Source organism: Streptomyces sp. NPDC005533 (genome assembly GCF_042871845.1).
Lineage (GTDB): Bacteria > Actinomycetota > Actinomycetes > Streptomycetales > Streptomycetaceae > Streptomyces.
In genome coordinates this window covers 106,393-130,337 of sequence record NZ_JBIAJH010000014.1, presented here as the reverse complement: position 1 = coordinate 130,337, position 23,945 = coordinate 106,393, and the positions used below count along the sequence as shown (strand labels likewise).

The following is a 23,945-nucleotide window of genomic DNA, read 5'->3' as shown; positions in this document are numbered from 1 at the left end:
GGCAAGAGCAACCCATGAGTACCCCGCCGCCCCCCAGCCAGCCGCCGTCCGGCGGCTTCGGCGCGCCGCAGGACCCGCCGCCGGGCGGATTCGGCGCACCCACGCCGCCCGCCGGACCGCCCGCCCCGCCCGCCGGACCGCCCGCGCAGCCGCCGGCCGGCGCGCCGCCCGCGTACGGCTACCCGCAGACCGGCCCCGGCTACGGCTACCCGCAGCAGCCCGGCACCCCGCCGCCGTTCGGCGCTCCCGGCACCCCGCCGCCCTACGGCGCCCCGGCGCCCGCCGCCCAGGGCCCGGGCGGTGGCGGCAACGACAAGCGCACGCAGCTGATGATCGTCGGCGCGGCCCTGCTGGCCATCGTCCTCATCGTCGGCGGCGGCCTCTGGTACGCCTCCGGTGACGGCGACGGCGGCAGGAAGGACACCGCGGACAGCGGTCCCGCCAAGCCGGGGGACGACAAGTCCCAGCCCGGTGCCGGCGGCAGCGAGAAGGTGCCCTCCAACGTCAAGTCGAAGGTGCTGGTCAACCAGCCGAGCCCGACGCCCGACGACATGGTCCAGGTCCCCGGGTCCTGGCTGACCGACTCCACCTACGTCAAGTCCGACGTGTACAAGATCGTCGGATACAACCTCGTCGACGGCGGCAAGAAGTGGGAGGTCCCCCTCCCCGGTGAGCTCTGCGGCGCGTCCCGGCACGTCACCGACAACAAGACCGCGGTGATCTTCCGGCCCGCGAAGCCCACCCCCGAGGTCAAGTACCCGTCGTGCACCGAGGTCGGCGTCATCGACCTGGCCGCCGGCAAGCTCCTCTGGACCGGCCAGGCCAAGGGCGCCACCAGCGGCGACAAGCCCGTGTCCTACTACGAGGTCACCGTCAGCGGGCAGACGGTCGCCGCCGGCGGCCCCTCGGGCGGTGCCGCCTGGAGCCTCGCCGACGGCAAGTCCCTGTGGCTGCCCAAGGTCGACGGCGAAGGCTGCCGCGACGTCGGCTACGGCGGCGGCGAGGCCCTCGCCGTGATCCGCAGGTGCGGCCAGAGCTCCAACCAGACCCTGTACGCGCAGGCCCTCGACCCGAACACCGGAGCGCCGCAGTACTCGTACAAGCTCTCCGCGGGCATCGAGACCGCCGGCATCGTCTCCACCAAGCCCCTGATCGTCTCCGCCGACGTCGGCAAGACCGCCAAGAACGCCAGCGGCGTCAGCGACCTCTTCGTCATCGACGGCGGGGGCCAGCTGAAGACGCACATCTCGCTCTCCTCCGGCACCTTCGGCGGCGAGTGCCACACCGAGGTCGAGCGGTGCTCCGGGATGATCGTCGGCAACGGCAAGCTCTACCTGCCGTCCTACGAACACCAGGGCAAGGACCCCTACGGCAAGACCAACGAGCTGCTCTCCTTCGACCTGGAGACCGGCAAGCAGACCACCGACCGCGCCGACGCGGGCGAGCGGTACAAGCTGTACCCGCTGCGCATGGACGGGTCGAACGTCATCGCCTACAAGGAGCCCCCGTACGACAAGGGCGGCCAGGTCGTCAGCATCGACGGCAAGACGATGAAGGAAACCGTCCTGATGGAGAACCCGTCGGACAAGACGACCCAGCGCATCGAGACGGCCTACTCGCCCAACTACCACGAGTACCGCTACGGCAACGGCAAGCTGTTCCTCGCCCGCACCTCGGTCAAGAAGCCGTACTCCGCCACGTCCGACCCGGAGTTCCTCTTCACCTCCTTCACCGCGAGCTGATCCGCGCGCGCCGCGCCGCGCCGCGAGCGGCGGCGAGCCGCCGCAAGCCCCGGGAGCCCCCGGAAGGTCCGCCTTCCGGGGGCTTCTGCGCGGTAACCCCCGCGCACCGTCGAACAAGCGTGTAGCTTGCCGGGTCAGAAGGGTGGGGGGTGGGTCCCGCAATGGGCGTACGGGTCGTGGTGGTCGACGAGCACCGGCTGCTGGCCGAGGCGCTGGCCTCTGCCCTGAAACTGCGCGGCCACCGGGTCCTGGCGGCCGCGGCCCCGGCGGCGGGCGCCGCCGAGCTGGTCATCGGACGCGCCCCCGAGGTCTGCCTGTTCGGGACGGCGAGTCCGGCCGAGGCCGGGGTCTTCGAGCCCGTGGCCCGCATCAGGCGGGAGCGCCCGCAGATCGCCGTCGTCGTCCTCGGCCCGGTGCCGAGCCCGCGCGGGATCGCGGCCGCCTTCGCCGCCGGAGCCTCAGGATACGTACGCCACGACGAGCGCATCGAGGGCGTGGAGCGGGCGCTGGCCAAGGCGCGGGCGGGTGAGGTGGCGATCGCCCCACAGCTGTTGCAGGGGGCCTTCGCGGAGCTCCTGAACCCGGCCGCGCAGCCCGACGACGAGGGCAGCCGGCTGCTGCGGCTGCTCACCCCGCGCGAGGTGGAGGTGCTGGTGCGGGTCGCCGAGGGCGAGGACACCCGGCTGATCGCCGCGGGCATGGAGATCGCCCCGAGCACCGCCCGTACGCACGTGCAGCGGGTGCTGATGAAGCTGGGCGTGGGATCGCGGCTGGAGGCGGCCGCGCTGGCCGCCCGTACCGGCCTGCTGGACCGGGCACTGCCGGTGCGGCCGTCCGCCGCCGATTTCCCCGCGGGCGTCGAATCGGGTAAGCCAGTGTCCTAGCACGCGCAGCCTCCCGCGCGTGCTCCCGCGCGAGAGGCAGTAGGCGAGTGAGCAAGTACCTGGTAACCGGTGGCGCCGGATACGTCGGCAGCGTGGTCGCGGCCCACCTCCTGGAGGCCGGCCACGAGGTCACCGTCCTCGACGACCTCAGCACCGGATTCCGCGTCGGCGTCCCGGCGGGCGCCGCCTTCATCGAGGGCCGCATCCAGGACGCCGCCCTGTACCTGGACTCCTCCTACGAGGCGGTGCTGCACTTCGCGGCCTCCTCGCAGGTCGGCGAGTCCGTGGTGAACCCGGGCAAGTACTGGGAGAACAACGTCGGCGGCACGCTCGCCCTGCTCGGCGCGATGCGCGGGGCGGGCGTGCGCAAGCTGGTGTTCTCCTCCACCGCCGCGACCTACGGGGAGCCGACGGAGGGCCTGCTCACCGAGGCCTCGGTGACCGCGCCGACCAACCCGTACGGCGCCTCGAAGCTGGCCGTCGACCACATGATCGCGGGGGAGTGCGTGGCGCACGGCCTGGCCGCGGTGTCCCTGCGCTACTTCAACGTGGCCGGGGCCTACGGGGAGTTCGGCGAGCGGCACACGCCCGAGACGCACCTGATCCCGCTGGTCCTCCAGGTCGCGCTGGGCGAGCGCGAGTCGATCTCGGTGTTCGGCGAGGACTACCCGACCCCGGACGGCACCTGCGTGCGCGACTACATCCACGTCGCCGACCTGGCGGAGGCCCACCTGGCCGCCCTGCGGGTCGCCGCCGACGGGGAGCACCTGATCTGCAACCTGGGCAACGGCAGCGGGTTCTCGGTCCGCGAGGTCGTCGAGACGGTCCGCAAGGTCACCGGGCGGGAGATCCCCGAGGTCGTCGCCCCGCGCCGGGCCGGCGACCCCGCGATGCTGGTCGCGTCCGCCCGCACGGCGCACGAGCGCCTCGGCTGGACCCCGAGCCGCTCGGACCTGACCGGCATCATCACGGACGCGTGGAACTTCGCGCGCACGCACACCGCCTGACCCACGGGCATCCGACAAGAACACCGCTGTCCTGCGCGCCCCCCGCACCTCGTCCGGTGCGGGGGGCGTGTGCGTGCGGGCCGTGCGCTGCCGCCGGGCGCAGTGCGCGGGCGCCCGGCGTGCACACGCCGGGTGAATGGCCCACCGTGCAACTGCCCGTGGCACGCGCCGGTACGGAAGCCGCCATCCGGACCGGTGGTAGAGGTGATTTCCAGCCACGCCCAAGGTGGTTCGGAACGCATGCGCCGGAAAATCGCGGGGAAAACTTCTGCTATTCGGCCAACCGCGAGCGGCGTCGGGCCCTACGCTGATGCGTGACACCGGTGGGGGCCGGTGTTGATTCAGGGGTCGAGACAAGTCGGGTACGACGTCCGGTCCGGGGTAGTGCAGAGGTGTCACGGCGGCGGCCGGGGCAGCTGCGGATCACCCGGTCCGGGCGCCGTACCCGCCGTCGTCCGTTCCCCTACCCTTGGGGGTTTTGTGGTTCGTATCCGGGTTCTCGTCGTCGACGATCACCGCATCTTCGCCGAATCGCTCGCAGCCGCGCTCGCGGCCGAGCCGGACGTGGACGTGTCCGCGGCCGGCAGCGGCCCCGCCGCCCTGCGCTGCCTCGAACGGGCGGTGGCCGAGGGCCGCCGCTTCGACGTCCTGCTGGTCGACGCCGACCTCGGCGCGGTCGCCGGGGCCTTGCCCGCCCAGCGGGAGCCGGGCTCGGGGCCACCGCCGCCCGGCTCGGACGGGATCGCGCTGGTCGCCGGGGTGCGGGTGACCCACCCCGGGGTCCGTACGGTCGTGCTCGCCGAGCGCGACGACCCCCGCCGCGCCGCGCACGCGCTGCAGGCCGGGGCCTCGGGCTGGGTGGCGAAGGACTGCTCGCTCTCGCGACTGCTGGCCGTCATCCGCGGGGTGCTGCGCGAGGAGACCCACCTGCCGCCCGCGCTGCTGACCGGAGTGCTCCGGGAGTTGACCGCGGCGCGCAAGCACCGCACGGACAGCGAACGGCTCGTGGAGTCGCTCACCCCGCGCGAACACGAGGTGCTGCGCTGCATGGTGGCGGGGCTGGGCCGCAAGGACGTGGCCGCGCGCCTCTTCCTGTCGCCGCACACCGTCCGCACGCACATGCAGAACGTGCTCGGCAAGCTCGGCGTGCACTCCACGCTGGCGGCGGTGGCGCTGGCCCGGCGGGCCGGCGTACGACCGGCGGACCTAGCCGGGGATGTTGTCGAACGGAGCGGTCAACTGGCGTAGCAGCCCGGCGAGATCACCGCGCTGGTTGTGCGAGAGCTGGGCCAGGATCGCCCGCTCCTGCGCCAGCAGCCCGGCGAGGGCCTGGTCCGCACGGTCCCGGCCCTCGGGGGTGAGCCGCACCAGGACGCCGCGGCGGTCGCTGGGGTCCGGGAGCCGCTCGACGAGGCCCTTCTTGGCGAGCCGGTCGATGCGGTTGGTCATGGTGCCGGAGGTGACCAGGGTCTGGGTCAGGAGCTGGCCGGGGGAGAGCTGGTAGGGCGCGCCGGCCCGGCGCAGGGACGTCAGGACGTCGAACTCCCACGGCTCCAGGCCGTGCTCGGAGAAGGCCAGCCGGCGGGCGCGGTCGAGGTGGCGCGCGAGCCTGCTGACGCGGCTCAGTACCTCGAGCGGTTCCACGTCGAGGTCAGGGCGCTCCCGCCGCCATGCCGCCACCAGTCGGTCGACCTCGTCCTCCATGCCGATCAGTGTAAGGGGTCTGTCGATGTGAAGTCTCTTCACACCGAGTATCTTGACCACGAGTATCTTGACATCGAGATATAAATCGCGTGAGCATGGGGCATGGAGGGGGCCGGAACAGATTCCGCTTCCGACCGCCCCGCCAGCAGGGAGGCTCGAACATGTATTCCGATACCGCGCACTCGGGGACCCCCACGTCCACCGCGCCCTCCGCTCCCACTTGGGATCCCCAGCAGTACCTCCGGCACGCAGGCCATCGCACCCGGCCCTTCCTGGACCTCCTCACCCGCATACCCGAGCTCCCCAACCGGCCCGCCCGCATCGCCGACCTCGGCTGCGGCCCCGGCAATGTCACCGCGCTCCTCGCCGACCGCTGGCCCGGCGCCCGCATCACCGGCTTCGACCTCTCCCCGGAGATGCTCGACCGCGCCACCGAGGAGCACGCCGGCCCCACCCCCGGCGGCGGCAGCCTCGACTTCCGCCACGGCGACCTCGCCGGCTGGCTCCCCGAGGAGCCTTACGACCTGATCGTCTCCAACGCCGCCCTGCAGTGGGTCCCCGGTCACGCCGGCTCCTTCGGCGCCTGGATCAACGGCCTGCGCCCCGGCGGCACCTTCGCCTTCCAGATCCCCGGCAACTTCACCGCGCCCAGCCACGCCCTGCTCGCCGAACTGTGCGACACCCCGCGCTGGCGGGGCCGGCTCGCCGGCCACGGCGCCCGCTACATCCACCTCCTCGAACCCGCCGAATACCTTGCCCGGTTCACCGCGCTCGGCTGCGCCGCCGACGTCTGGGAGACCACCTACCACCAACTGCTCCACGGCCCCGACCCCGTTCTCGACTGGGTCAAGGGCACCGCCCTGCGGCCCGTCCTCACCGCCCTCGGCGACGACCGCGAAGCCGTGGACGCCTTCCTCGCCGAATACCGCGACCGGCTGCGCGTGGCCTACCCGGCCGGGCCCCGCGGCACCGTCTTCCCGTTCCGCCGGATCTTCGCCGTCGCCCGCAAGGAGGCCTGACCGTGCTCACCGCCGTCGACCACGTCCAACTCGCCGCGCCGCCGGACTCGGAGGACCGGCTCCGCGCCTTCTACACCGACGTCCTCGGCATGACCGAGATCCCCAAACCGCCCGTCCTCGCCGCGCGCGGGGGCTGCTGGTTCGCCGCCGGGCCGGTCCAGCTGCACCTCGGCATCGAGGAGGACTTCCGGCCCGCCCGCAAGGCCCACCCGGGACTGCGGGTGACCGGGATCGAGGCGTACGCGATCAGACTGGAGGAACGGGGTGCCAAGGTCGTCTGGGACGACGACCTGCCCGGCCACCGCCGCTTCTACTCCGAGGACCCCGTCGGCAACCGGCTCGAATTCCTCGAAGAGCACACCCTGGAGCAGCAGGCCCTGGAGGAGTGCGGCTGACCCGCCCCGCAGCCCGCACGACGGCGCCCCGCCACCGGTCCTCGGTGGCGGGGCGCCGTCGTGCGGGCTGCGGGCTCAGCTCTTGCGGCGGCCCACCAGCTGCGGCTTCGACTCCAGCCCGTCCAGCCCGTGCCAGGCCAGGTTGACCAGGTGTGCGGCCACCTCCGCCTTCTTCGGCTTGCGGACGTCCAGCCACCACTGCCCGGTCAGCGCCACCATCCCGACCAGCGCCTGCGCGTACAGCGGCGCGAGCTTGGGATCGAAGCCCCGCGCCTTGAACTCCAGACCCAGGATGTCCTCGACCTGCGTGGCGATGTCACTGATCAGCGAGGCGAACGTGCCGGTCGACTGCGCCACGGGGGAGTCCCGGACCAGGATCCGGAAACCGTCCGTGTACGACTCGATGTAGTCCAGCAGCGCGAACGCCGCCTGTTCCAGCAGCTCCCGCGGATGCCCGGCCGTCAACGCCCCCGTCACCCCGTCCAGCAGCTGGCGCATCTCCCGGTCCACGACCACGGCGTACAGCCCCTCCTTGCCGCCGAAGTGCTCGTACACCACCGGCTTGGACACCCCGGCCTTCGCGGCGATCTCCTCCACCGAGGTGCCTTCGAAGCCCTTCTCGGCGAACAGGGTCCGGCCGATGTCCAGCAGTTGCTGGCGCCGCTCCGCGCCCGTCATCCGCACCCGGCGACCGCGCCGGGGCTTGTCACTGCCGGAATTACCGCCGTCGATCGCCACGCCCCCCATCATGCCGCTTTCGCGTCGCTTTCCCTGCGCCGGGCTTCGACGCGGGCCGCCGACGGCCAGCGCACGTCCGTGGCCCAGCCCAGCTGCTCGCACCAGCGGATCAGCCGCGCACTGGAGTCGATCTGGCCGCGCAGCACACCGTGGCGCGCCGAGGTCGGATCGGCGTGGTGCAGGTTGTGCCAGGACTCGCCGCAGGAGAGCACCGCCAGCCACCACACGTTGCCGCTGCGGTCCCGGGACTTGAACGGCCGCTTGCCCACCGCGTGGCAGATCGAGTTGATCGACCACGTCACGTGGTGCAGCAGCGCGACCCGCACCAGCGAGCCCCAGAAGAACGCCGTGAACGCACCCCACCACGACATCGTCACCAGACCGCCCACCAGCGGCGGGATCGCCAGCGACAGCACCGTCCAGAAGACGAAGTCGCGCGAGATCCGCCGGATCGCCGGATCCTTGATCAGGTCGGGGGCGTACTTCTGCTGGTCGGTCTGCTCCTCGTCGAAGAGCCAGCCGATGTGCGCCCACCACAGGCCCTTCATCAGCGCCGGCAGCGTCTCGCCGAACCGCCACGGCGAATGCGGGTCACCCTCGTGGTCCGAGTACTTGTGGTGCTTGCGGTGGTCCGCCACCCAGCGCACCAGCGGCCCCTCCACCGCCATGGAGCCCATCACGGCCAGGGCGATCCGCAGCGGGCGCTTCGCCTTGAAGGAGCCGTGCGTGAAGTAGCGGTGGAAACCGATGGTGATCCCGTGGCAGGCCAGGAAGTACATGAAGACCATCAGGCCCACGTCCAGCCAGCTCACCCCCCAGCCCCACGCCAGCGGGACCGCCGCCAGCAGGGCGACGAAGGGAACGGTGATGAACAGCAGCAGAGCGATCTGCTCGATGGACCGCTTGTTCTCGCCGCCGAGGGTCGCGGACGGCGCAGTTGTCTCGGAGGGGGCCGAAGCACCCTCGATCAGATCGGGACTGGTGGTCATGGGTGTCCCCTGGAGGGTGAGAGAAGTCGGAAGGCTCCCCGGCCACGGGACCTACGGACCCGTAACCTACGGCATCGTAAGTATGGCAAAGCCGGGTCCCGTGGCAAGAGGAGCGCGGCCGGGGTGCGGACGTGCACGCCGACAGGGCGCGCGCCGCCTGGTGAGACGTCTGCCCGGGCACACGCCTCGGACACCTATCCTGGTCCCGTCGGACAGCGCGGTCCGCACGGGCAGCCCGAGCTGCGCATCAGGAGCGACGATCCCCCGGACACCGTCCGCAGGGGCATCGGAGCGCGCGGCCGGCAGCCCACCGCCCAGTAGCGCTCGAACACTGCAAGGAGCCGCACCTGTGAGCAGTGCTGACCAGGCCCCCCAGGGCCAGGCCCCCGTCACCCCGGCCGCCACCGCCAACGCGGAGCTGCGCGCGGACATCCGCCGCCTGGGCGACCTCCTCGGGGAGACCCTCGTACGCCAGGAGGGCCGGGAACTCCTCGACCTCGTCGAAAAGGTGCGCGCCCTCACCCGCACGGACGGCGAGGCCGCCGCCGAGCTGCTCGGCGACACCGACCTGGAGACCGCCGCCAAGCTCGTGCGCGCCTTCTCCACCTACTTCCACCTCGCCAACGTCACCGAGCAGGTGCACCGCGGCAAGGAGCTGCGCGCCCACCGTGCCGCCGAGGGCGGGCTCCTCGCCCGCACCGCCGACATGCTGAAGGACGCCGACCCCGAACACCTGCGCGAGACGGTCAAGAACCTCAACGTCCGCCCGGTCTTCACCGCGCACCCCACCGAGGCGGCCCGCCGCAGCGTCCTCAACAAGCTGCGCCGCATCGCCGCCCTGCTGGAGGAGCCCGTCACCGGCGCCGGCGACCGCCGCCGCCACGACCTGCGGCTCGCCGAGAACATCGACCTCGTCTGGCAGACCGACGAGCTGCGCGTGGTCCGGCCCGAGCCCGCCGACGAGGCCCGCAACGCGATCTACTACCTCGACGAGCTGCACGCCGGCGCCGTCGGCGACGTCCTGGAGGACCTCGCCGCCGAGCTCCAGCGCGTCGGCGTCGAGCTGCCCGCCGGCACCCGCCCGCTGACCTTCGGCACCTGGATCGGCGGCGACCGCGACGGCAACCCCAACGTCACCCCCGACGTCACCCGCGACGTGCTGATCCTCCAGCACGAGCACGGCATCACCGACGCACTGGAACTCATCGACTTCCTGCGCGGGCTGCTCTCCAACTCCATCCGCTACACCGGGGCCACCGAGGAACTCCTCGCCTCCCTCCAGGCCGACCTGGAACGCCTCCCCGAGATCAGCCCGCGCTACAAGCGGCTGAACGCCGAGGAGCCGTACCGCCTCAAGGCCACCTGCATCCGGCAGAAGCTCCTCAACACCCGCGAGCGCCTCGCCAAGGGCACCCCGCACGAGGAAGGCCGCGACTACCTCGGCACCGCCGAGCTGCTCACCGACCTCACCCTCATCCAGACCTCCCTGCGCGAGCACCGCGGCGCCCTCTTCGCCGACGGCCGCATGGACCGCACCATTCGCACCCTGGCCGCCTTCGGCCTCCAGCTCGCCACCATGGACGTACGCGAGCACGCCGACGCCCACCACCACGCGCTCGGCCAGCTCTTCGACCGCCTCGGCGAGGAGTCCTGGCGCTACGCCGACATGCCCCGCGACTACCGCGGCAAGCTCCTCGCCAAGGAGCTGCGCTCGCGCCGTCCGCTGGCCCCCGCCCCGGCGCCCCTCGACGCCGCCGGGCAGAAGACCCTCGGCGTCTTCCTCGCCATCAAGGACGCCTTCGAGAAGTTCGGCCCCGAGGTCATCGAGTCGTACATCATCTCGATGTGCCAGGGCGCCGACGACGTCTTCGCCGCCGCGGTACTGGCCCGCGAGGCGGGCCTGCTCGACCTGCACGGCGGCTGGGCCAAGATCGGCATCGTCCCGCTCCTGGAGACCACCGACGAGCTGCGCGCCGCCGACGTCATCCTCGACGAGATGCTCGCCGACCCCTCCTACCGGCGCCTCGTCTCCCTGCGCGGCGACGTCCAGGAGGTCATGCTCGGTTACTCCGACTCCAGCAAGTTCGGCGGCATCACCACCAGCCAGTGGGAGATCCACCGCGCCCAGCGGCGGCTGCGCGACGTCGCCCACCGCTACGGGGTGCGCCTGCGCCTCTTCCACGGCCGCGGCGGCACCGTCGGCCGCGGCGGCGGCCCCTCGCACGACGCGATCCTCGCCCAGCCCTGGGGCACCCTCGAAGGCGAGATCAAGGTCACCGAGCAGGGCGAGGTCATCTCCGACAAGTACCTCGTCCCGTCGTTGGCCCGCGAGAACCTCGAACTGACCGTCGCGGCCACCCTGCAGGCCTCCGCCCTGCACACGGCGCCCCGCCAGTCCGACGAGGCCCTCGCCCGCTGGGACGCGGCCATGGACACCGTCTCCGACGCCGCCCACGCCGCGTACCGCGCGCTCGTCGAGGACCCGGACCTGCCGGCGTACTTCTTCGCGGCGACCCCCGTCGACCAGCTCGCCGACCTCCACCTCGGCTCGCGGCCCTCGCGCCGCCCCGACTCGGGCGCCGGCCTCGACGGCCTGCGCGCCATCCCGTGGGTCTTCGGCTGGACCCAGTCCCGTCAGATCGTCCCCGGCTGGTACGGGGTCGGCTCCGGCCTGAAGGCCCTGCGCGAGGCCGGCCAGGGCGACGCCCTCACCGAGATGGGCGAGCGCTGGCACTTCTTCCGCAACTTCCTGTCCAACGTCGAGATGACGCTGGCCAAGACCGACCTGCGGATCGCCCGCCACTACGTCGACACCCTCGTGCCCGACCACCTCAAGCACGTCTTCGCCCGCATCGAGGCCGAGCACGAGCTCACCGTCCGCGAGGTCCTGCGCATCACCGGCGGCAGCCGCCTCCTGGACTCCAACCCGGTCCTCCAGCAGACCTTCGCCGTCCGCGACGCCTACCTGGACCCGATCTCCTACCTCCAGGTCTCCCTGCTGGCCCGCCAGCGCGCGGCGGCCGCCCGCGGCGAGGAGGCCGACCCGCTCCTCGCCCGCGCCCTGCTGCTCACCGTCAACGGCGTGGCCGCGGGCCTGCGCAACACCGGCTGAGCCCCGGACCCGGACGTGACGGAGCCCCCCGCACCGGCCGGTGCGGGGGGCTCCGTCACGTCCGTCAGGAGTTGTACGTGGACTGCGCGCGCTCCAGGCCCTCCTGGATCAGGCACTCCACGGAGTCGGCGGCCCGGTCCACGAACCAGTCCAGCTCCTTGCGCTCCGTCGACGAGAAGTCCTTCAGCACGAAGTCCGCGACCTGCATCCGGCCCGGCGGGCGGCCGATGCCGCAGCGGACCCGGTGGTAGTCCGGGCCCATCGACTTCGTCATCGACTTCAGACCGTTGTGGCCGTTGTCCCCGCCGCCCAGCTTCAGGCGCAGCGTCGGGTAGTCGATGTCCAGCTCGTCGTGGACGGCGACGATCCGGTCCAGCGGCACCTTGTAGAAGTCGCGCAGGGCCGTCACCGGCCCGCCGGAGAGGTTCATGTACGTCATCGGCTTCGCCAGCACCACCCGGCGGTTCGCCGGTCCCGGCGCGCCGATGCGGCCCTCGACCACCTGGGCCCGGGCCTTGTGCGCCTTGAACTTCCCGCCGATCCGCTCCGCCAGCAGGTCGGCCACCATGAAGCCGATGTTGTGGCGGTTGCCCGCGTACTCCGGTCCGGGGTTGCCGAGGCCGACGATCAGCCAGGGTGCCGCGTCGTCCGACATCAAAAGCTCCTTAAGGCCTTGAACGAAGACGACCGCCGTCCCGCTCCAGTGGAGCCGGACGGCGGTCGGTCAGCAACTGCTGAGGGGAGAAGGCGAGGCTCAGGCCTCGGTGCCCTCGGCGGCCTCGGCGGCCGGCTCCTCGGCCTGCGGGGCCACGACCTGCAGGACGGCGATGTCGCCGTCGACGGCCAGGGTGGTGCCCTTCGGGAGGACCAGGTCCGACGCGTGGATGGTCGCGCCGGCCTCCAGGCCCGCGATGGAGACGGTGACCTCGGTCGGGATGTGGGTGGCCTCGGCCTCGACGGAGATCGTGTTCTGGAGGGTCTCCAGCATGTTGCCGCCGGCGGCCAGCTCGCCCTCGGTGACGATCGCGACGTCGACGGTGACCTTCTCGCCCTTCTTGACGATCAGGAAGTCGACGTGGGAGACCGAACGCTTCAGCGGGTGCTTCTGCACGGCCTTCGGGATGACCAGCTCGGCGGCGCCGTCGATGTCCAGGGAGATCAGGACGTTCGGGGTGCGGAGCGCCAGCTGCAGGGCGTGGGCGTCGACGTTGACGTGCTTCGGGTCGGTGCCGTGGCCGTAGATGACCGCGGGGGTCAGGGCGTCACGACGGGCCTGGCGGGCAGCGCCCTTGCCGAAGTCGGTGCGGACCTTCGCGGAAAGCTTGATCTCGGACATGCTCACTCCTCGTGGGGTGACGGAAAACGGACAGAGTCACCCGGCCGGAACGGCCTGCTACGAAGAGCGCGTCGATAACGGAGCGTCCGTACCGGAAACAGGTACGGCCTCCCTCGCCGAGCAACTCGTGGAGTGTACCCGGCAGGGGAGGCCGTACCAAAAAGGATCTACCGCGGAGCGGTTACTGCTGCTCCTCGAAGAGGCTGGTGACCGAACCGTCCTCGAAGACCTCGCGCACCGCGCGCGCGATCATCGGGGCGATCGACAGCACCGTGATCTTGTCGAGCTCCAGGTCGGACGGGTCCGGCAGGGTGTTCGTGAACACGAACTCGCTGACCTTGGAGTTCTTCAGGCGGTCGGCCGCGGGGCCCGACAGGATGCCGTGCGTGGCCGTCACGATGACGTCCTCGGCGCCGTGCGCGAACAGCGCGTCGGCCGCGGCGCAGATGGTGCCACCGGTGTCGATCATGTCGTCGACCAGGACGCAGACGCGGCCCTTGACCTCACCGACGACCTCGTGGACGGTCACCTGGTTGGCGACGTCCTTGTCGCGGCGCTTGTGCACGATGGCCAGCGGCGCGTCCAGGCGGTCGCACCAGCGGTCGGCGACGCGCACGCGGCCGGCGTCCGGGGAGACGATCGTCAGCTTGGTGCGGTCCACCTTGGCGCCCACGTAGTCCGCGAGGACGTTCAGGGCCGACAGGTGGTCCACCGGGCCGTCGAAGAAGCCCTGGATCTGGTCCGTGTGCAGGTCGACCGTGAGGATGCGGTCCGCACCCGAGGTCTTCAGCAGGTCCGCGACCAGGCGGGCCGAGATCGGCTCGCGGCCCTTGTGCTTCTTGTCCTGGCGGGCGTACCCGTAGGAGGGGATGATCACGGTGATGGAGCGCGCCGACGCGCGCTTCAGCGCGTCGATCATGATCAGCTGTTCCATGATCCACTTATTGATCGGAGCCGTGTGGCTCTGGATCAGGAAGCAGTCCGCGCCGCGAGCCGACTCCTGGAAGCGAACGTAGATCTCGCCGTTCGCGAAGTCGAAAGCCTTGGTCGGCACGAGGCCGACTCCCAGCTGGTGCGCGACCTCCTCGGCCAGCTCGGGGTGGGCGCGGCCGGAGAAGAGCATCAGCTTCTTCTCGCCGGTCGTCTTGATCCCGGTCACAGCACTGTCTCCTCAGACGTGTTGAAGCTGCTCGCCCCCATGTGCGTCCGTCCCGCACACGGTGAGCCAGCCGAATTGCGTGCACCTATCACGGTACGCCGTCGCAGGCGTACCTGTTTCCGGTCAGTTCACCTCAGTGGCGCTCGGAATCCTCCGAGCCCGCCGACTGAGCCGCCGTGGCGGCCGCGCTTCCCGGACGCTTGCGGGCCACCCAGCCCTCGATATTCCGCTGCTGGCCGCGGGCCACGGCCAGCGCACCGGGCGGCACGTCCTTGGTGATCACGGATCCGGCCGCCGTGTAGGCGCCGTCCCCGATGGTGACGGGAGCCACAAACATGTTGTCCGAGCCCGTCTTGCAGTGTGAGCCGACGGTCGTGTGGTGCTTGTGCTCACCGTCGTAGTTCACGAAGACGCTCGCCGCTCCGATGTTCGTGTACTCGCCGATCGTCGCGTCGCCCACGTAGGACAGGTGGGGCACCTTGGTGCCCTCGCCGATCGTCGCGTTCTTCATCTCGACGTACGTGCCGGCCTTGGCCTTCGCGCCGAGGTTCGTGCCCGGACGCAGGTACGCGAACGGCCCCACGGACGCCTGCGGGCCCACGACCGCGCTCTCCGCGACCGTGTTGTCCACCCGGGCGCCCGCGCCCACGGTGGTGTCCTTCAGCCGGGTGTTCGGGCCGACCTCGGCGCCCTCGGCGATGTGCGTGGCGCCCAGGAGCTGGGTGCCGGGGTGCACGAGCGCGTCCTGGCCGAAGGTGACCGTCACGTCCACGAAGGTGCTCGCCGGGTCGACGACCGTCACGCCCGCGAGCATGGCCTGCTCCAGCAGGCGCGCGTTCAGCAGCGCGCGCGCCTCGGCGAGCTGGACGCGGTTGTTGATCCCGAGGATCTGGCGGTGGTCGCTGCCGACGGCCGCGCCGACGCGGTGCCCGGCCTCGCGCAGGATGCCGAGGACGTCGGTGAGGTACTCCTCGCCCTGGCTGTTGTCGGTCCGGACCTTGCCGAGCGCGTCGGCGAGCAGGCTGCCGTCGAAGGCGAAGACGCCGGAGTTGATCTCACGGATCGCCCGCTGGGCGTCGGTGGCGTCCTTGTGTTCGACGATGGCGGTCACGGCGCCGCCGGCGTCCCGGACGATCCGCCCGTAGCCGGTGGAGTCCGGCACCTCGGCGGTGAGCACGGTGACGGCGTTGCCGTCGGCCTCGTGCGTCGCCGCCAGCCGCGCCAGCGTCTCGCCGGTCAGCAGCGGGGTGTCGCCGCAGACGACGATCACGGTCCCGTCGACCGGGCCGCCGAGCTCCTCGAGGGCCATGCGGACGGCGTGCCCGGTGCCGTTCTGCTCGTACTGGACGGCGGTGCGGACGCCGGCGTCGATCCCGGCCAGGTGCGCGGTGACCTGCTCCCGGGCGTGCCCGACGACCACGACGAGGTGGGCGGGGTCCAGCTCACGGGAGGCGGCGACGACGTGACCGACGAGCGAGCGCCCGCAGATCTCGTGCAGAACCTTGGGAGTGGCCGACTTCATGCGGGTGCCTTCACCCGCTGCGAGTACGACGACGGCTGCCGGGCGGTTGGCGCTCACGGGGATGCCCTTCGGCTTCGGGGGTGGACCCGTGAAGGATACCGGGGTGTAAAGGAGCCGAAACGAGGGCGGGTCCCGACCGATGGTCAGGACCCGAGGGGCTGCGCAGCTCCCCTGTCAGGACTCGAACCCGAACATAAGGCACCAAAAGCCTCAGTGCTGCCAATTACACCACAGGGGATAGTAAATCAGGCCGAATCGGACAGTTTCCCGATCCGATCAAGCTGCCGTCCCTACTATGCCGTACCACCCGGCCCCAATGCGACGGTACTCGTGTCCGCCGTTTCGCAGGCGGGGAATTCCCGGGGCCCCCGCGCGGGCCGCCCGTACGCTGGACGGCATGACCAGTACGGGGGAAGTGGAAGGCCGCGCTGGGCCGCCGTTGTGGTGGGCGCGGCGACGGGACGCCGTCACGGACGTGACGCTCGCCGGGGTGTCCGCCGTGGAGTGCGCGTGGGAGGGCCTCGCCTTCGCCCGCGATACGGGGCTGCCGACCTCGGTCGGGGTCGCGTTCGGGCTCGTGGTGGGGGCCACGCTCGTGCTGCGGCGACGCTGGCCGATCGCCGTGGTGCTCGTGGGCATCGCCGTCACGCCGGCCGCGATGGGGTTCCTGCTCTCGGTGGTGGGCATGTACTCGCTCGCCTCCTCCGAGGTGCCCCGGCGGATCATCGCCACCCTGGCCTCGATGTCGCTGGTGGCGACCTTCGTCGTGATGTACCTCCAGACCCGCGGGGACGTCGAGGCCGATCCGAAGCTCGTGGTCGCGCTCTCGGGATTCGTCGCGGTGGCGCTGACCGTGCCGCCCCTGCTGCTCGGGCTCTACATCGGCGCCCGGCGGCGGCTGATGGAAAGCCTGCAGGAACGGGCGGACTCGCTGGAGCGGGAGCTGTCGCTGCTGGCGGACCGGGCGGAGGAACGGGCCGAGTGGGCCCGCACGGAGGAGCGGACCCGCATCGCGCGCGAGATGCACGACGTGGTCGCGCACCGGGTGTCGCTGATGGTGGTGCACGCGGCCGCGCTGGAGGCGGTGGCGGTCAAGGACCCGGCGCGGGCGGCGAAGAACGCCGCACTGGTGGGGGACATGGGGCGCCAGGCGCTGACGGAACTGCGGGAGATGCTCGGCGTGCTCAGGGCCGCGGCCAAGCCGGTCGCGGCGGAGGGGGCGGGTGCGGGTGTGGTCCGGGGCGGACCCGGTGGATCCGGCGGGCCCGGTGGACCGGGCGTGGCCGCGGTGGGCGCCGGGGGCGCCGGGGGCGCGGTGGGCGTCGTGCCGGTGGGTGCGGTCGCGCTCGTCGGGGGTGCCGAGGACGGGCCCTCGCTCGACGAGCTGGAGGTGCTGGTCGGGCAGTCCCGGGCGGCCGGAATGGTCGTGGAGATGCTCGTGCAGGGGGAGGGGACGGGCGCGGGGTACGCGGCGGAGGTCGAGCAGACGGCGTACCGCGTGGTGCAGGAGGCCCTGACCAACTGCCACAAACACGCCCCGGGGGCGCGGGTCGTGGTGCGGCTCGCCCATCGGGACGGGGAGGTGGCGATGCAGGTGGAGAACGGGCCGTGCGAGGGGAAGGCGGCCGGGGTCGCCCTGCCGAGCGGTGGGAACGGGCTGCTCGGGATGCGGGAGCGAGTGCTCGGGCTGGGCGGGGTCTTCGTGTCCGGGCCGACCGAGGCGGGTGGGTTCAGGGTGTCGGCGGTCCTGCCGGTTCGCTAGGCGCTGGCCTTGGCGGTTGGCTGAGCCGCGCTTGCGGGGTCGGGGGGTGCGGGTCGGTTGGGTGGGGGGCGGGCGCGCTTTGGCTGCGCCGCTTGGGCGGGGTCGGCGTGGGGGTCGGTTGGTGTGGGGGGGGGCGCGCGCCGGGGCGTCTCCTCGGGCGCCGAACGTGACGAGGGGCCGGACAGCTCGGCGGCAGTGCGTTCGACGCCCTGCGGGGATCACCCCGACACACACCCCCACCCCAACCGACCCGCCTGCTACCCAGTGCCGACGCACCACCCAGCCCGGCCGCAACCCCTTCGGCTACGCCGCACCCATTCAGCCTGGCCGCACCCTTTCAGTTACGCCGCGCAAATTCAGCCCCGCCGGCGTTTGAGGCGCGGGGTCCGGGGCGGAGCCCCGATCTTTGAGCCGCACGACTCCGGCCTCCGCCGCACAAACTCAGCCCCGCCGGCGTTTGAGGCGCGGGGCGCGGGGCGGAGCCCCGATCTTGGAGCCGCACGGCTCTGGGCTTCGCCGCGCCAATTCAGCCTCGCCGGCGTTTGAGGCGCGGGGTGCGGGGCGGAGCCCCGATCTTGGAGCCGCACGGCTCTGGGCTTCGCCGCGCTAATTCAGCCTCGCCGGCGTTTGAGGCGCGGGGTGCGGGGCGGAGCCCCGGGCTTTGAGCCACGCCCCCCCCGGATCCGCCGCACGGCCCTGCGTCAGGCCGTGGTGAGGCGGGTGGGTTGGAGGCCGGTCAGGAGGAGGGTGAGGGCTTCGTCGAGGGTGGAGCCGAGGTACCAGTCGCCGGTGTGGTCGATGCCGTAGACGCGGCCCTCGCGGTCGAGGGCCAGGTGGGACCCGCCGTCGGCCTCGACGCCGAGGGGGCAGAGCTGGGTGGACAGCGCCCGGCCGAGGTCGGCGAAGGTGCGCGCGAGGTGGAGGCCCGTGAGCGGGTCGAGCCGGACCGGGGTGGGGGCGATCTGGCGGCCGGGTCCGGGCGCGCTGACGGTGAGGCCGCCGAACTCGGCCCAGGCCTCGACGGCGGCGGGGAAGACGGTGTGCCGGTGCCCGGCGGGCGTGGTGTGGTCCCGGAGCGCGTCGGCCCAGTACTCGGCCTGCTTGATGTCCCAGCGGCCGGGTTCCCAGCCGGCCGTGCGCAGGGCGGAGTCCACGGCGACCGGGAAGCGGGTGGCCGAGGAGCGGTCGTAGGAGGCGGAGGTGGGGGTCATGGCTACTCGGCTGGGGTGAGGTCGACGGGGCGTACGCCGAAGTGGGCGAGGAGGGCGTCGCAGGAGCGGCAGGGCGGTGCGTAGCTGCCGTGGAGCGGGTCGCCGTCCTCGCGGATGCGGCGTGCTGTGATCTTGGAGTGCTTGAGGGAGCGGCGGGCCTCGCTCGCGGAGAGCGGTTTGCGGGAGGCGCGCCGGGAGCGGGCCGCCTCGACCGCGGCGAGGTGGCGGGAGAGCAGTATCGCCTCGGGGCACCGGCCGGTGAAACGTTCGCGCTGGCCGCTCGTGAGGGTGTCGAGGAAGTCCTGGACGAGGGGGTGGAGCACGGGGGGCTGGTCGGCCTTGCCCGCGGTGCCGGTGAGGGTCTCGCCGCGTACGGAGAGGGCGGCGGCGACGGTGGGGAGGATGCCGTCGCGGCGGAAGCGCAGGACGGGTGCGACGGGGCGGCCGTCGGTGCTGCTCCAGCGCAGGCGGGGGTCGCCGGCGGGGCCGATCGCCTCGCCGGCCGGGGCCGCGGCTGCCGGCGTGCCCGGTGCTTCCGGGGCGGTGTCGCCCGGTTCTGTACGTGTTGCCGTGTGGTGCATGGTCGCGCTTTCCCTCCCGTGGCGGCGGTGGTGACCGCTGTCGCGCACGCCCCCGTGCTGCGGGGACAGCCTGTCAAATGTCACCTGTCATGCGGAAGCGGGGTCGAATATTCGTATCAATTCGGATGTTCCTGGCCCCGCGGTGGGTGCGCCGGTCGCGCGCGGGTGAGGCTCTTGCCCCAGCGCATAGGCTGTGGTGAACCAGCCAGATCCAGCAGGGGGCTACCGCCATGACGACAGGTCGGCTCGGGCAGCAGGCCGCGCCACCCAACGCCGCTTACTCGGGGCAGGTCGTGCATTTCCCGGACCCGGTCCGGGCCGCTCGGCATCCCCACGGGGTGCGGATGGACGGCAACGGGCATCCGGACTTCTCCGCGTACGCGCGTGCGGCCGTGGAGATCGCCGAGCCCCCGGAGGGGTTCGGCGTCGACGAGTTGCGGCTGACGGACTACGTCTCCGCGAACGCCGCGATGAAGGCCGCCGGGCACGAGTTGTGGGACACGGTCGGGCCGGTGGCGACCCCGCACGGCTGGACCTGGCACCACGTGGCGGGTTCGCGGCGCATGGAGCTGGTCCCGGTCGAGGTGAAGGCCCTGCTGCGGCACCACGCGGGGCTGGCGACCGCTCCGGTGGACCACGAGAAGCGCGGGACGCGGCCGTTGCAGGAGCTGCGCCCGGTGCACCTGGGGCTGCCGAAGTCGGTGGTCTCGGTGTCCGAGGAGCAGGTCCAGGGGGTCGAGGAGGACCTCGGCTACCGGCTGCCGGAGGCCTACCGCTCGTTCCTGAAGGCCGCGGGCGGCTGCGCGCCGATGGGCGCCGGCCTGGACGTGGAGCTGGGTCTGCTGGTGGACCAGCCGTTCTTCACGGTGCGTGAGGAGGCGGCGGTCAACGACCTGGTGTACGTCAACAAGTGCCTGCGGGACCACCTGACGAAGGACTACCTGTGCGTGGCTTTCGCGCAGGGCGGGCTGCTCGCCCTGAAGGTGAAGGGCGGGGCCATCGGCTCGATGTGGTTCTCCCCGTACGACGATGCGCGCGACCAGGACGGCTGGTCGGTACAGGAGCGCGTGGAGCGGCTGTTGCTGCCGTGCGGTGCTGATTTCGACGCCTTTCTGGAGCGGCTGGCGGGCAACCCGCCGGAGCTGGAGACGGTGGCCGGTCTGATGGTGGACGGCGGATTCGCACGCTCGGTTCCCGTGGCGGGACCGGTTCCGTCGGTGCGGCCCGGTTCGGATGAGGGGTGACGGCGCGATGGTGACGTTTGCGCAGGCGCAGGAGCGCGCCGAGGAGTGGATCAACGGGGACGTGCCCGCCTACCAGCACCGCGAGGTGCGCGTACGGGAGTTCGGGCTCGGGTTCGTGGTGTGGGCGGAGGACCGTGCGGCGGGTCCGGTGTCCGGGGGTGGCCGGCAGCGGCTGGTCATCGCGCGGGACAGCGGGGAGGTGACGCTGTGGCCGGGGCTGCCGGTGGGTGAGGTGATCCGCCGGTACGAGGAGGAGTACGGGGCGGTCGCCGCCTCGGCCGCTTCGGAGGCTTCGGTTCCGCCGCCGCGGATCGACTCGGAGCAGACCTCGTTCATGCTGAGTCCGCCGGAGTGGCTGCAGGAGGCCGCGGACCGGGCGGGCATTCCGCCGGCGCCCGCGCCGGCTCCGGCTTCCGTTGCCGATGAGCCGGCCGCCGCGGCTGCGGCCCCGGCTCCGGCGCCGGTGGAAGCGGTGCCGCTGCGGCGCGGGGGCGAGATCCCCTACGAGCCGACCGCCAACGACGGCGTGCCGGCGGCCGAACCGGCCCCGGCCGCGGCCGTGGTGCCGACCGGTGCCACGCCGTGGGCGGGTACCGATGTGAACTCCGGCACGGACGACGCGTCCGTGCCGCTGCCCGCGACCGTGTTCGCGCCGCCGCTGTCCGGGTCGGACCTGGAGGACCGGCCGTCCTCCGGTGTGGCCCCGGAGGCCAAGACCACGCTGATGCCGGGCGGCAGCCAGCTGCCGCGGACCGCCGTGGTGCCCGCGCTGGGCTCGCCTTCCGCCGACATCGCCGACGCGCCGACGAGCAAGGCCCAGGTCTCCCGGCCGGGTGGGTCCGCGGGCCGGCAGTCGACGCCTCCCGCCGCCCCCGGAGCCCCCGGAGCCCCCGGTGCGCCGGGTGCGGGCGCGGGGCAGCAGTCGACGCCGCCGGGTCCGCCCGGTGCGCCCGGCGCCCATCACGCGGCGACGATGCTCGCGGGTCCCGGCGTACCGCAGCCCCCCGGCCCGCCCGGTGCCCCCGGTGCCCCGGGTGCGGGTCAGCCGCCCGCGCCTCCCGGTCCGCCCGGGGCTCCCGGGTCGCTCGGCCGCGGGCTGGACCATGCCGCGACGATGCTGGCCGGTCCCGCCGTGACCGGTCAGCCGCCCGCGCCGCCCGGCCCGCCCGGTGCCCCGCGCGCCGGCGCGCCCCAGCCTCCCGGCCCGCCCGGTCCGCCCGGGGCTCCCGGGTCGCTCGGCCGCGGGCTGGACCATGCCGCGACGATGCTGGCCGGTCCGGCCGTGACCGGTCAGCCGCCCGCGCCGCCCGGCCCGCCCGGTGCCCCGGGCGCGCCCGGTGTGCCCGGGGGCGGGGCGCATCACGCCGCGACGATGCTCGCGGGTCCCGGCGTACCGCAGCCGCCCGGTCCGCCGGGGGCTCCCGGCGCACCCGGTGGCGGGCTCGACCACGCCGCGACGATGCTGGCCGGTCCCGGCGTACCGCAGCCGCCCGGCCCGCCCGGCCCGCCGCCGGGCGGACCCGCGGCGCAGCCCCCGGTCCAGGTCCCGACCGGTGCGCCCACGGTCGGCCCCGGCTACCAGGCCGTGCTGCGCTACCGCGCGCCCGACGGCTCCGAGCAGCAGCTCATCCGCCGTTCGGCGCCCGGCACCCCGCACCCGGAGTGGCAGATCCTGCACGAGCTGCGCGCCATGAACGTGCCGCCGCAGCAGGTGCTGGAACTGCACACCGAGCTGGAGTCCTGTGAGCTGCCCGGCGGTTACTGCGCGCGGATGATCCGGGAGACCTGGCCGCAGGTGCGGATCACCAGCGTGGCCCCGTACGGGAAGGACCACGCGGGCCGGCAGGCCGGCATGCGGCACCTGCTCACCCATCAGGGCGAGCTGCACCAGGTGGCGGACGGTCCGGCGCGCCCCGCGCCGGTACGGGCGCCCCTGCCGCAGGTCCCGCTGCAGCCGGCGATCCCGCTGGAGGCGATCGCGCAGGAGCTGACGGGGGCGTTCGGTCCGCAGGGCGTGTTCCGCTTCGACCAGCGGGCGGTGTCCCGTCAGGGTGTGCCGGAGATCGTGGCGCAGACGCTGATGTGGTCGGGTCTGCCGGTCGACTTCGGGCCGTTCTTCTGGGCGCAGGCGGTGCCGGGTCAGCCGGTGCCGACGCTCGCCGAGATGGCCGCGCAGCGGCAGGTGCATCCGGCCTCGGACGCGGGCTCGTACCTCGTGGTCGGCAGCGACTTCGGCAAGGCGCTCTGCGTGCAGTACGGGACCGCGCACATCGTGGCGGTACCGGTGGAGGGCGGTCCCGGCGGTGCTCCGGTGCCGCCGCAGTTCGTGAACTCGAGCCTGCCGCAGTTCGTGCGTTCGCTGGCGATGCTGGGTCACATGTGGCGGCTGCGCCAGCATCTGACGCCGGAGCAGGCGGGCCGGTGGACCGTCGATTTCCAGGCGAATCTGGCCGGGCTCGACAGCGCGGCGCTCGCGTCGCCGGAAAGCTGGTGGTCGGTGCTGCTGGAGCAGATGTGGGACGGACTGCTCTGAGGTCGCCCTGATCGGGTGACCGGTGGAATGGCCGGGTCGGGACCCTCCGAGGGGGTCTCGGCCCGGCCATTCGGGCTTCTGGGATCAAATGGCGCATCCTTGACGGGAATCCCCGCGAGAGAGGCGCATCCAGGATGAGTGCACCCATGGCGACCGTGCGCGGTCGCGGCTACCGCATGGAAGAGGTCGACCGGTATCTCGCCCGGCTCTCCGGGAGCCGCGACGACGCCTGGGAGCGGGTGGCACGGCTGACGGTCCTGGCCAAGCAGATGGAGGCGGAGGCGGCGCGGCTGCGGGAGGTGGTGGCCGGGCTCGCCCCGCAGACGTACGACGAACTGGGCGAGCGGGCCCGGCGGATCCTGCTGCTGGCGCAGGAGGAGGCCGACGCCGTACGGATGGACGCGCGGGCGGACGCGTCCGCGACGCTCGGGGCGGCCGAGGCGCGCGCCGACCGGGCGGCGGAGCTGGCGCGGGGCGACGCGGAGGCGGTGCGCGAGCAGACGGAGGTCCGGGTCCGCCAGGGGCTGCTGCGGGCGCAACGCGAGGCCGACGACCTCCGGGCGCAGGCCCGGGAGGACGCGGCGGCCTGGCGGGCGGAGGCGGCGGCCGCGCTGGCGGAGACGCGGCGGCGGGCGGACGCGGAGCGGGCGGAGCGCGAGCAGGAGCAGACGGAGCGCTGGGAGACGGCGGGGCGGGCCCTGGCGACGCGGGAGGCGGAGCTGGAGGCGCGCCACGCCGAGCTGGAGCAGCACGCGCAGGCCCGCCTGGCGGAGGCCCGGCGGGGGTTCGCGGAGGCGGAGGAGTCGGCGCGGCACGGCCAGGAGGACGCGGAGGCGCGGGCCGCGGAGCTGGTGGCGGCGGCGCGGGTGCGGGAGGAGCGGGTCGGGCGGGAGACCGAGCGCGTCCTGCGGGAGCACGCGGAGGCGCAGGAGGAGATGCGGGCCCACATGAACCACGTCCGCGCCAGCCTCGCGGCCCTGACGGGCCGGGCCCCCGCGGAGGGCTGA

20 protein-coding genes and 1 tRNA gene are annotated in these 23,945 nt (G+C 73.0%); 11 read left to right on the top strand and 10 right to left on the bottom strand.

The genetic code is table 11. The features are described 5' to 3' along the window. Positions 1-14 precede the first annotated feature (14 nt). From ACFYP3_RS16910 to ACFYP3_RS16895, 4 genes are all read left to right on the top strand, one after another. Positions 15-1,742, top strand: coding sequence for a PQQ-binding-like beta-propeller repeat protein (locus ACFYP3_RS16910; protein ID WP_388832471.1), 1,728 nt, complete (start codon positions 15-17; stop codon positions 1,740-1,742). A 161-nt stretch (positions 1,743-1,903) separates the two neighbouring features. Next, the gene (locus ACFYP3_RS16905) at positions 1,904-2,626 is read left to right on the top strand and encodes a response regulator transcription factor (protein WP_388832651.1); all 723 of its coding nucleotides are present in this window, start codon (positions 1,904-1,906) and stop codon (positions 2,624-2,626) included. A gap of 47 nt (positions 2,627-2,673) precedes the next feature. Then, complete coding sequence (gene galE / locus ACFYP3_RS16900; RefSeq protein ID WP_388832469.1) at positions 2,674-3,633, top strand: UDP-glucose 4-epimerase GalE; 960 nt, start codon at positions 2,674-2,676, stop codon at positions 3,631-3,633. Between the two features lie 480 nt (positions 3,634-4,113). After that, positions 4,114-4,881, top strand: coding sequence for a LuxR C-terminal-related transcriptional regulator (locus ACFYP3_RS16895; RefSeq protein WP_388832466.1), 768 nt, complete (start codon positions 4,114-4,116; stop codon positions 4,879-4,881). Here ACFYP3_RS16895 and ACFYP3_RS16890 read toward each other — a convergent pair. After that, the gene (locus ACFYP3_RS16890) at positions 4,840-5,337 is read right to left on the bottom strand and encodes a MarR family winged helix-turn-helix transcriptional regulator (protein WP_388832463.1); all 498 of its coding nucleotides are present in this window, start codon (positions 5,335-5,337) and stop codon (positions 4,840-4,842) included. The genes ACFYP3_RS16895 and ACFYP3_RS16890 overlap by 42 nt on opposite strands. A gap of 161 nt (positions 5,338-5,498) precedes the next feature. On the opposite strand from ACFYP3_RS16890, the gene ACFYP3_RS16885 reads away from it, so the two are divergent. Both ACFYP3_RS16885 and ACFYP3_RS16880 read left to right on the top strand, forming a co-directional pair. Further along, positions 5,499-6,356 carry a trans-aconitate 2-methyltransferase gene (locus ACFYP3_RS16885; RefSeq protein WP_388832460.1) on the top strand — a complete coding sequence of 286 codons (858 nt, stop codon included), beginning with the start codon at positions 5,499-5,501 and terminating at the stop codon, positions 6,354-6,356. A gap of 2 nt (positions 6,357-6,358) precedes the next feature. Next, positions 6,359-6,751 (top strand): VOC family protein, encoded by a 393-nt coding sequence (locus ACFYP3_RS16880; RefSeq protein WP_388832457.1) that lies wholly within the window; start codon positions 6,359-6,361, stop codon positions 6,749-6,751. Positions 6,752-6,826: 75 nt separating this feature from the next. Here the strand turns inward: ACFYP3_RS16880 and ACFYP3_RS16875 are convergent, their stop codons facing one another. Both ACFYP3_RS16875 and ACFYP3_RS16870 read right to left on the bottom strand, forming a co-directional pair. Beyond that, positions 6,827-7,498, bottom strand: coding sequence for a TetR family transcriptional regulator (locus tag ACFYP3_RS16875; RefSeq protein WP_388832648.1), 672 nt, complete (start codon positions 7,496-7,498; stop codon positions 6,827-6,829). Then, positions 7,498-8,478 (bottom strand): acyl-CoA desaturase, encoded by a 981-nt coding sequence (locus tag ACFYP3_RS16870; protein WP_388832454.1) that lies wholly within the window; start codon positions 8,476-8,478, stop codon positions 7,498-7,500. Before ACFYP3_RS16870 ends, ACFYP3_RS16875 begins: the two co-directional genes overlap by 1 nt. A gap of 349 nt (positions 8,479-8,827) precedes the next feature. Here ACFYP3_RS16870 and ppc point away from each other — a divergent pair, with 349 nt between their 5' ends. Next, entirely contained in the window at positions 8,828-11,590 is a 2,763-nt protein-coding gene (gene ppc / locus ACFYP3_RS16865) for a phosphoenolpyruvate carboxylase (RefSeq protein ID WP_388832452.1), read from the top strand. A gap of 64 nt (positions 11,591-11,654) precedes the next feature. Here ppc and pth read toward each other — a convergent pair whose 3' ends face one another. The 5 genes from pth to ACFYP3_RS16840 all read right to left on the bottom strand — a co-directional run bounded on the left by pth (position 11,655) and on the right by ACFYP3_RS16840 (position 15,845). Further along, entirely contained in the window at positions 11,655-12,245 is a 591-nt protein-coding gene (gene pth, locus ACFYP3_RS16860) for an aminoacyl-tRNA hydrolase (RefSeq protein WP_388832449.1), read from the bottom strand. Positions 12,246-12,344: 99 nt separating this feature from the next. Continuing rightward, positions 12,345-12,926 (bottom strand): 50S ribosomal protein L25/general stress protein Ctc, encoded by a 582-nt coding sequence (locus tag ACFYP3_RS16855; RefSeq protein WP_388832446.1) that lies wholly within the window; start codon positions 12,924-12,926, stop codon positions 12,345-12,347. Between the two features lie 181 nt (positions 12,927-13,107). Next, positions 13,108-14,085, bottom strand: coding sequence for a ribose-phosphate diphosphokinase (locus ACFYP3_RS16850; RefSeq protein ID WP_030723354.1), 978 nt, complete (start codon positions 14,083-14,085; stop codon positions 13,108-13,110). A 133-nt stretch (positions 14,086-14,218) separates the two neighbouring features. Then, positions 14,219-15,664, bottom strand: coding sequence for a bifunctional UDP-N-acetylglucosamine diphosphorylase/glucosamine-1-phosphate N-acetyltransferase GlmU (gene glmU / locus ACFYP3_RS16845; protein WP_388832443.1), 1,446 nt, complete (start codon positions 15,662-15,664; stop codon positions 14,219-14,221). Between the two features lie 109 nt (positions 15,665-15,773). Then, positions 15,774-15,845 (bottom strand) — tRNA-Gln (locus tag ACFYP3_RS16840). 159 nt (positions 15,846-16,004) lie between these two features. On the opposite strand from ACFYP3_RS16840, the gene ACFYP3_RS16835 reads away from it, so the two are divergent. After that, positions 16,005-17,369 (top strand): sensor histidine kinase, encoded by a 1,365-nt coding sequence (locus ACFYP3_RS16835; protein WP_388832440.1) that lies wholly within the window; start codon positions 16,005-16,007, stop codon positions 17,367-17,369. Positions 17,370-18,070: 701 nt separating this feature from the next. On the opposite strand, the gene ACFYP3_RS16830 is transcribed toward ACFYP3_RS16835, so the two are convergent. Both ACFYP3_RS16830 and ACFYP3_RS16825 read right to left on the bottom strand, forming a co-directional pair. Further along, on the bottom strand, positions 18,071-18,580 hold the full coding sequence (locus ACFYP3_RS16830; protein WP_388832437.1) for an SUKH-3 domain-containing protein: 510 nt from the start codon (positions 18,578-18,580) through the stop codon (positions 18,071-18,073). A gap of 2 nt (positions 18,581-18,582) precedes the next feature. Then, positions 18,583-19,161: a YwqJ-related putative deaminase gene (locus ACFYP3_RS16825; protein ID WP_388832434.1), complete on the bottom strand. Its 579-nt coding sequence runs from the start codon at positions 19,159-19,161 to the stop codon at positions 18,583-18,585. Between the two features lie 230 nt (positions 19,162-19,391). Here ACFYP3_RS16825 and ACFYP3_RS16820 point away from each other — a divergent pair, with 230 nt between their 5' ends. The 3 genes from ACFYP3_RS16820 to ACFYP3_RS16810 all read left to right on the top strand — a co-directional run bounded on the left by ACFYP3_RS16820 (position 19,392) and on the right by ACFYP3_RS16810 (position 23,945). Further along, positions 19,392-20,405 (top strand): SMI1/KNR4 family protein, encoded by a 1,014-nt coding sequence (locus tag ACFYP3_RS16820; RefSeq protein WP_388832431.1) that lies wholly within the window; start codon positions 19,392-19,394, stop codon positions 20,403-20,405. A 7-nt stretch (positions 20,406-20,412) separates the two neighbouring features. Next, on the top strand, positions 20,413-22,938 hold the full coding sequence (locus tag ACFYP3_RS16815; protein WP_388832428.1) for an SUKH-4 family immunity protein: 2,526 nt from the start codon (positions 20,413-20,415) through the stop codon (positions 22,936-22,938). A 134-nt stretch (positions 22,939-23,072) separates the two neighbouring features. Further along, positions 23,073-23,945: a cellulose-binding protein gene (locus ACFYP3_RS16810; protein ID WP_388832425.1), complete on the top strand. Its 873-nt coding sequence runs from the start codon at positions 23,073-23,075 to the stop codon at positions 23,943-23,945.

Coding starts and splice junctions, on each gene's coding strand:
- pth (WP_388832449.1), bottom strand. CDS start 12,245: ATGTCGGACGACGCGGCACCCTGGCTGATCGTCGGCCTCGGCAACCCC.
- ACFYP3_RS16825 (WP_388832434.1), bottom strand. CDS start 19,161: ATGCACCACACGGCAACACGTACAGAACCGGGCGACACCGCCCCGGAA.
- ACFYP3_RS16905 (WP_388832651.1), top strand. CDS start 1,904: ATGGGCGTACGGGTCGTGGTGGTCGACGAGCACCGGCTGCTGGCCGAG.
- ACFYP3_RS16875 (WP_388832648.1), bottom strand. CDS start 7,498: ATGGGGGGCGTGGCGATCGACGGCGGTAATTCCGGCAGTGACAAGCCC.
- ACFYP3_RS16820 (WP_388832431.1), top strand. CDS start 19,392: ATGACGACAGGTCGGCTCGGGCAGCAGGCCGCGCCACCCAACGCCGCT.
- ACFYP3_RS16910 (WP_388832471.1), top strand. CDS start 15: ATGAGTACCCCGCCGCCCCCCAGCCAGCCGCCGTCCGGCGGCTTCGGC.
- ACFYP3_RS16870 (WP_388832454.1), bottom strand. CDS start 8,478: ATGACCACCAGTCCCGATCTGATCGAGGGTGCTTCGGCCCCCTCCGAG.
- ACFYP3_RS16835 (WP_388832440.1), top strand. CDS start 16,005: ATGACCAGTACGGGGGAAGTGGAAGGCCGCGCTGGGCCGCCGTTGTGG.
- ACFYP3_RS16890 (WP_388832463.1), bottom strand. CDS start 5,337: ATGGAGGACGAGGTCGACCGACTGGTGGCGGCATGGCGGCGGGAGCGC.
- ACFYP3_RS16815 (WP_388832428.1), top strand. CDS start 20,413: ATGGTGACGTTTGCGCAGGCGCAGGAGCGCGCCGAGGAGTGGATCAAC.
- ACFYP3_RS16855 (WP_388832446.1), bottom strand. CDS start 12,926: ATGTCCGAGATCAAGCTTTCCGCGAAGGTCCGCACCGACTTCGGCAAG.
- ACFYP3_RS16810 (WP_388832425.1), top strand. CDS start 23,073: ATGAGTGCACCCATGGCGACCGTGCGCGGTCGCGGCTACCGCATGGAA.
- ACFYP3_RS16830 (WP_388832437.1), bottom strand. CDS start 18,580: ATGACCCCCACCTCCGCCTCCTACGACCGCTCCTCGGCCACCCGCTTC.
- ACFYP3_RS16885 (WP_388832460.1), top strand. CDS start 5,499: ATGTATTCCGATACCGCGCACTCGGGGACCCCCACGTCCACCGCGCCC.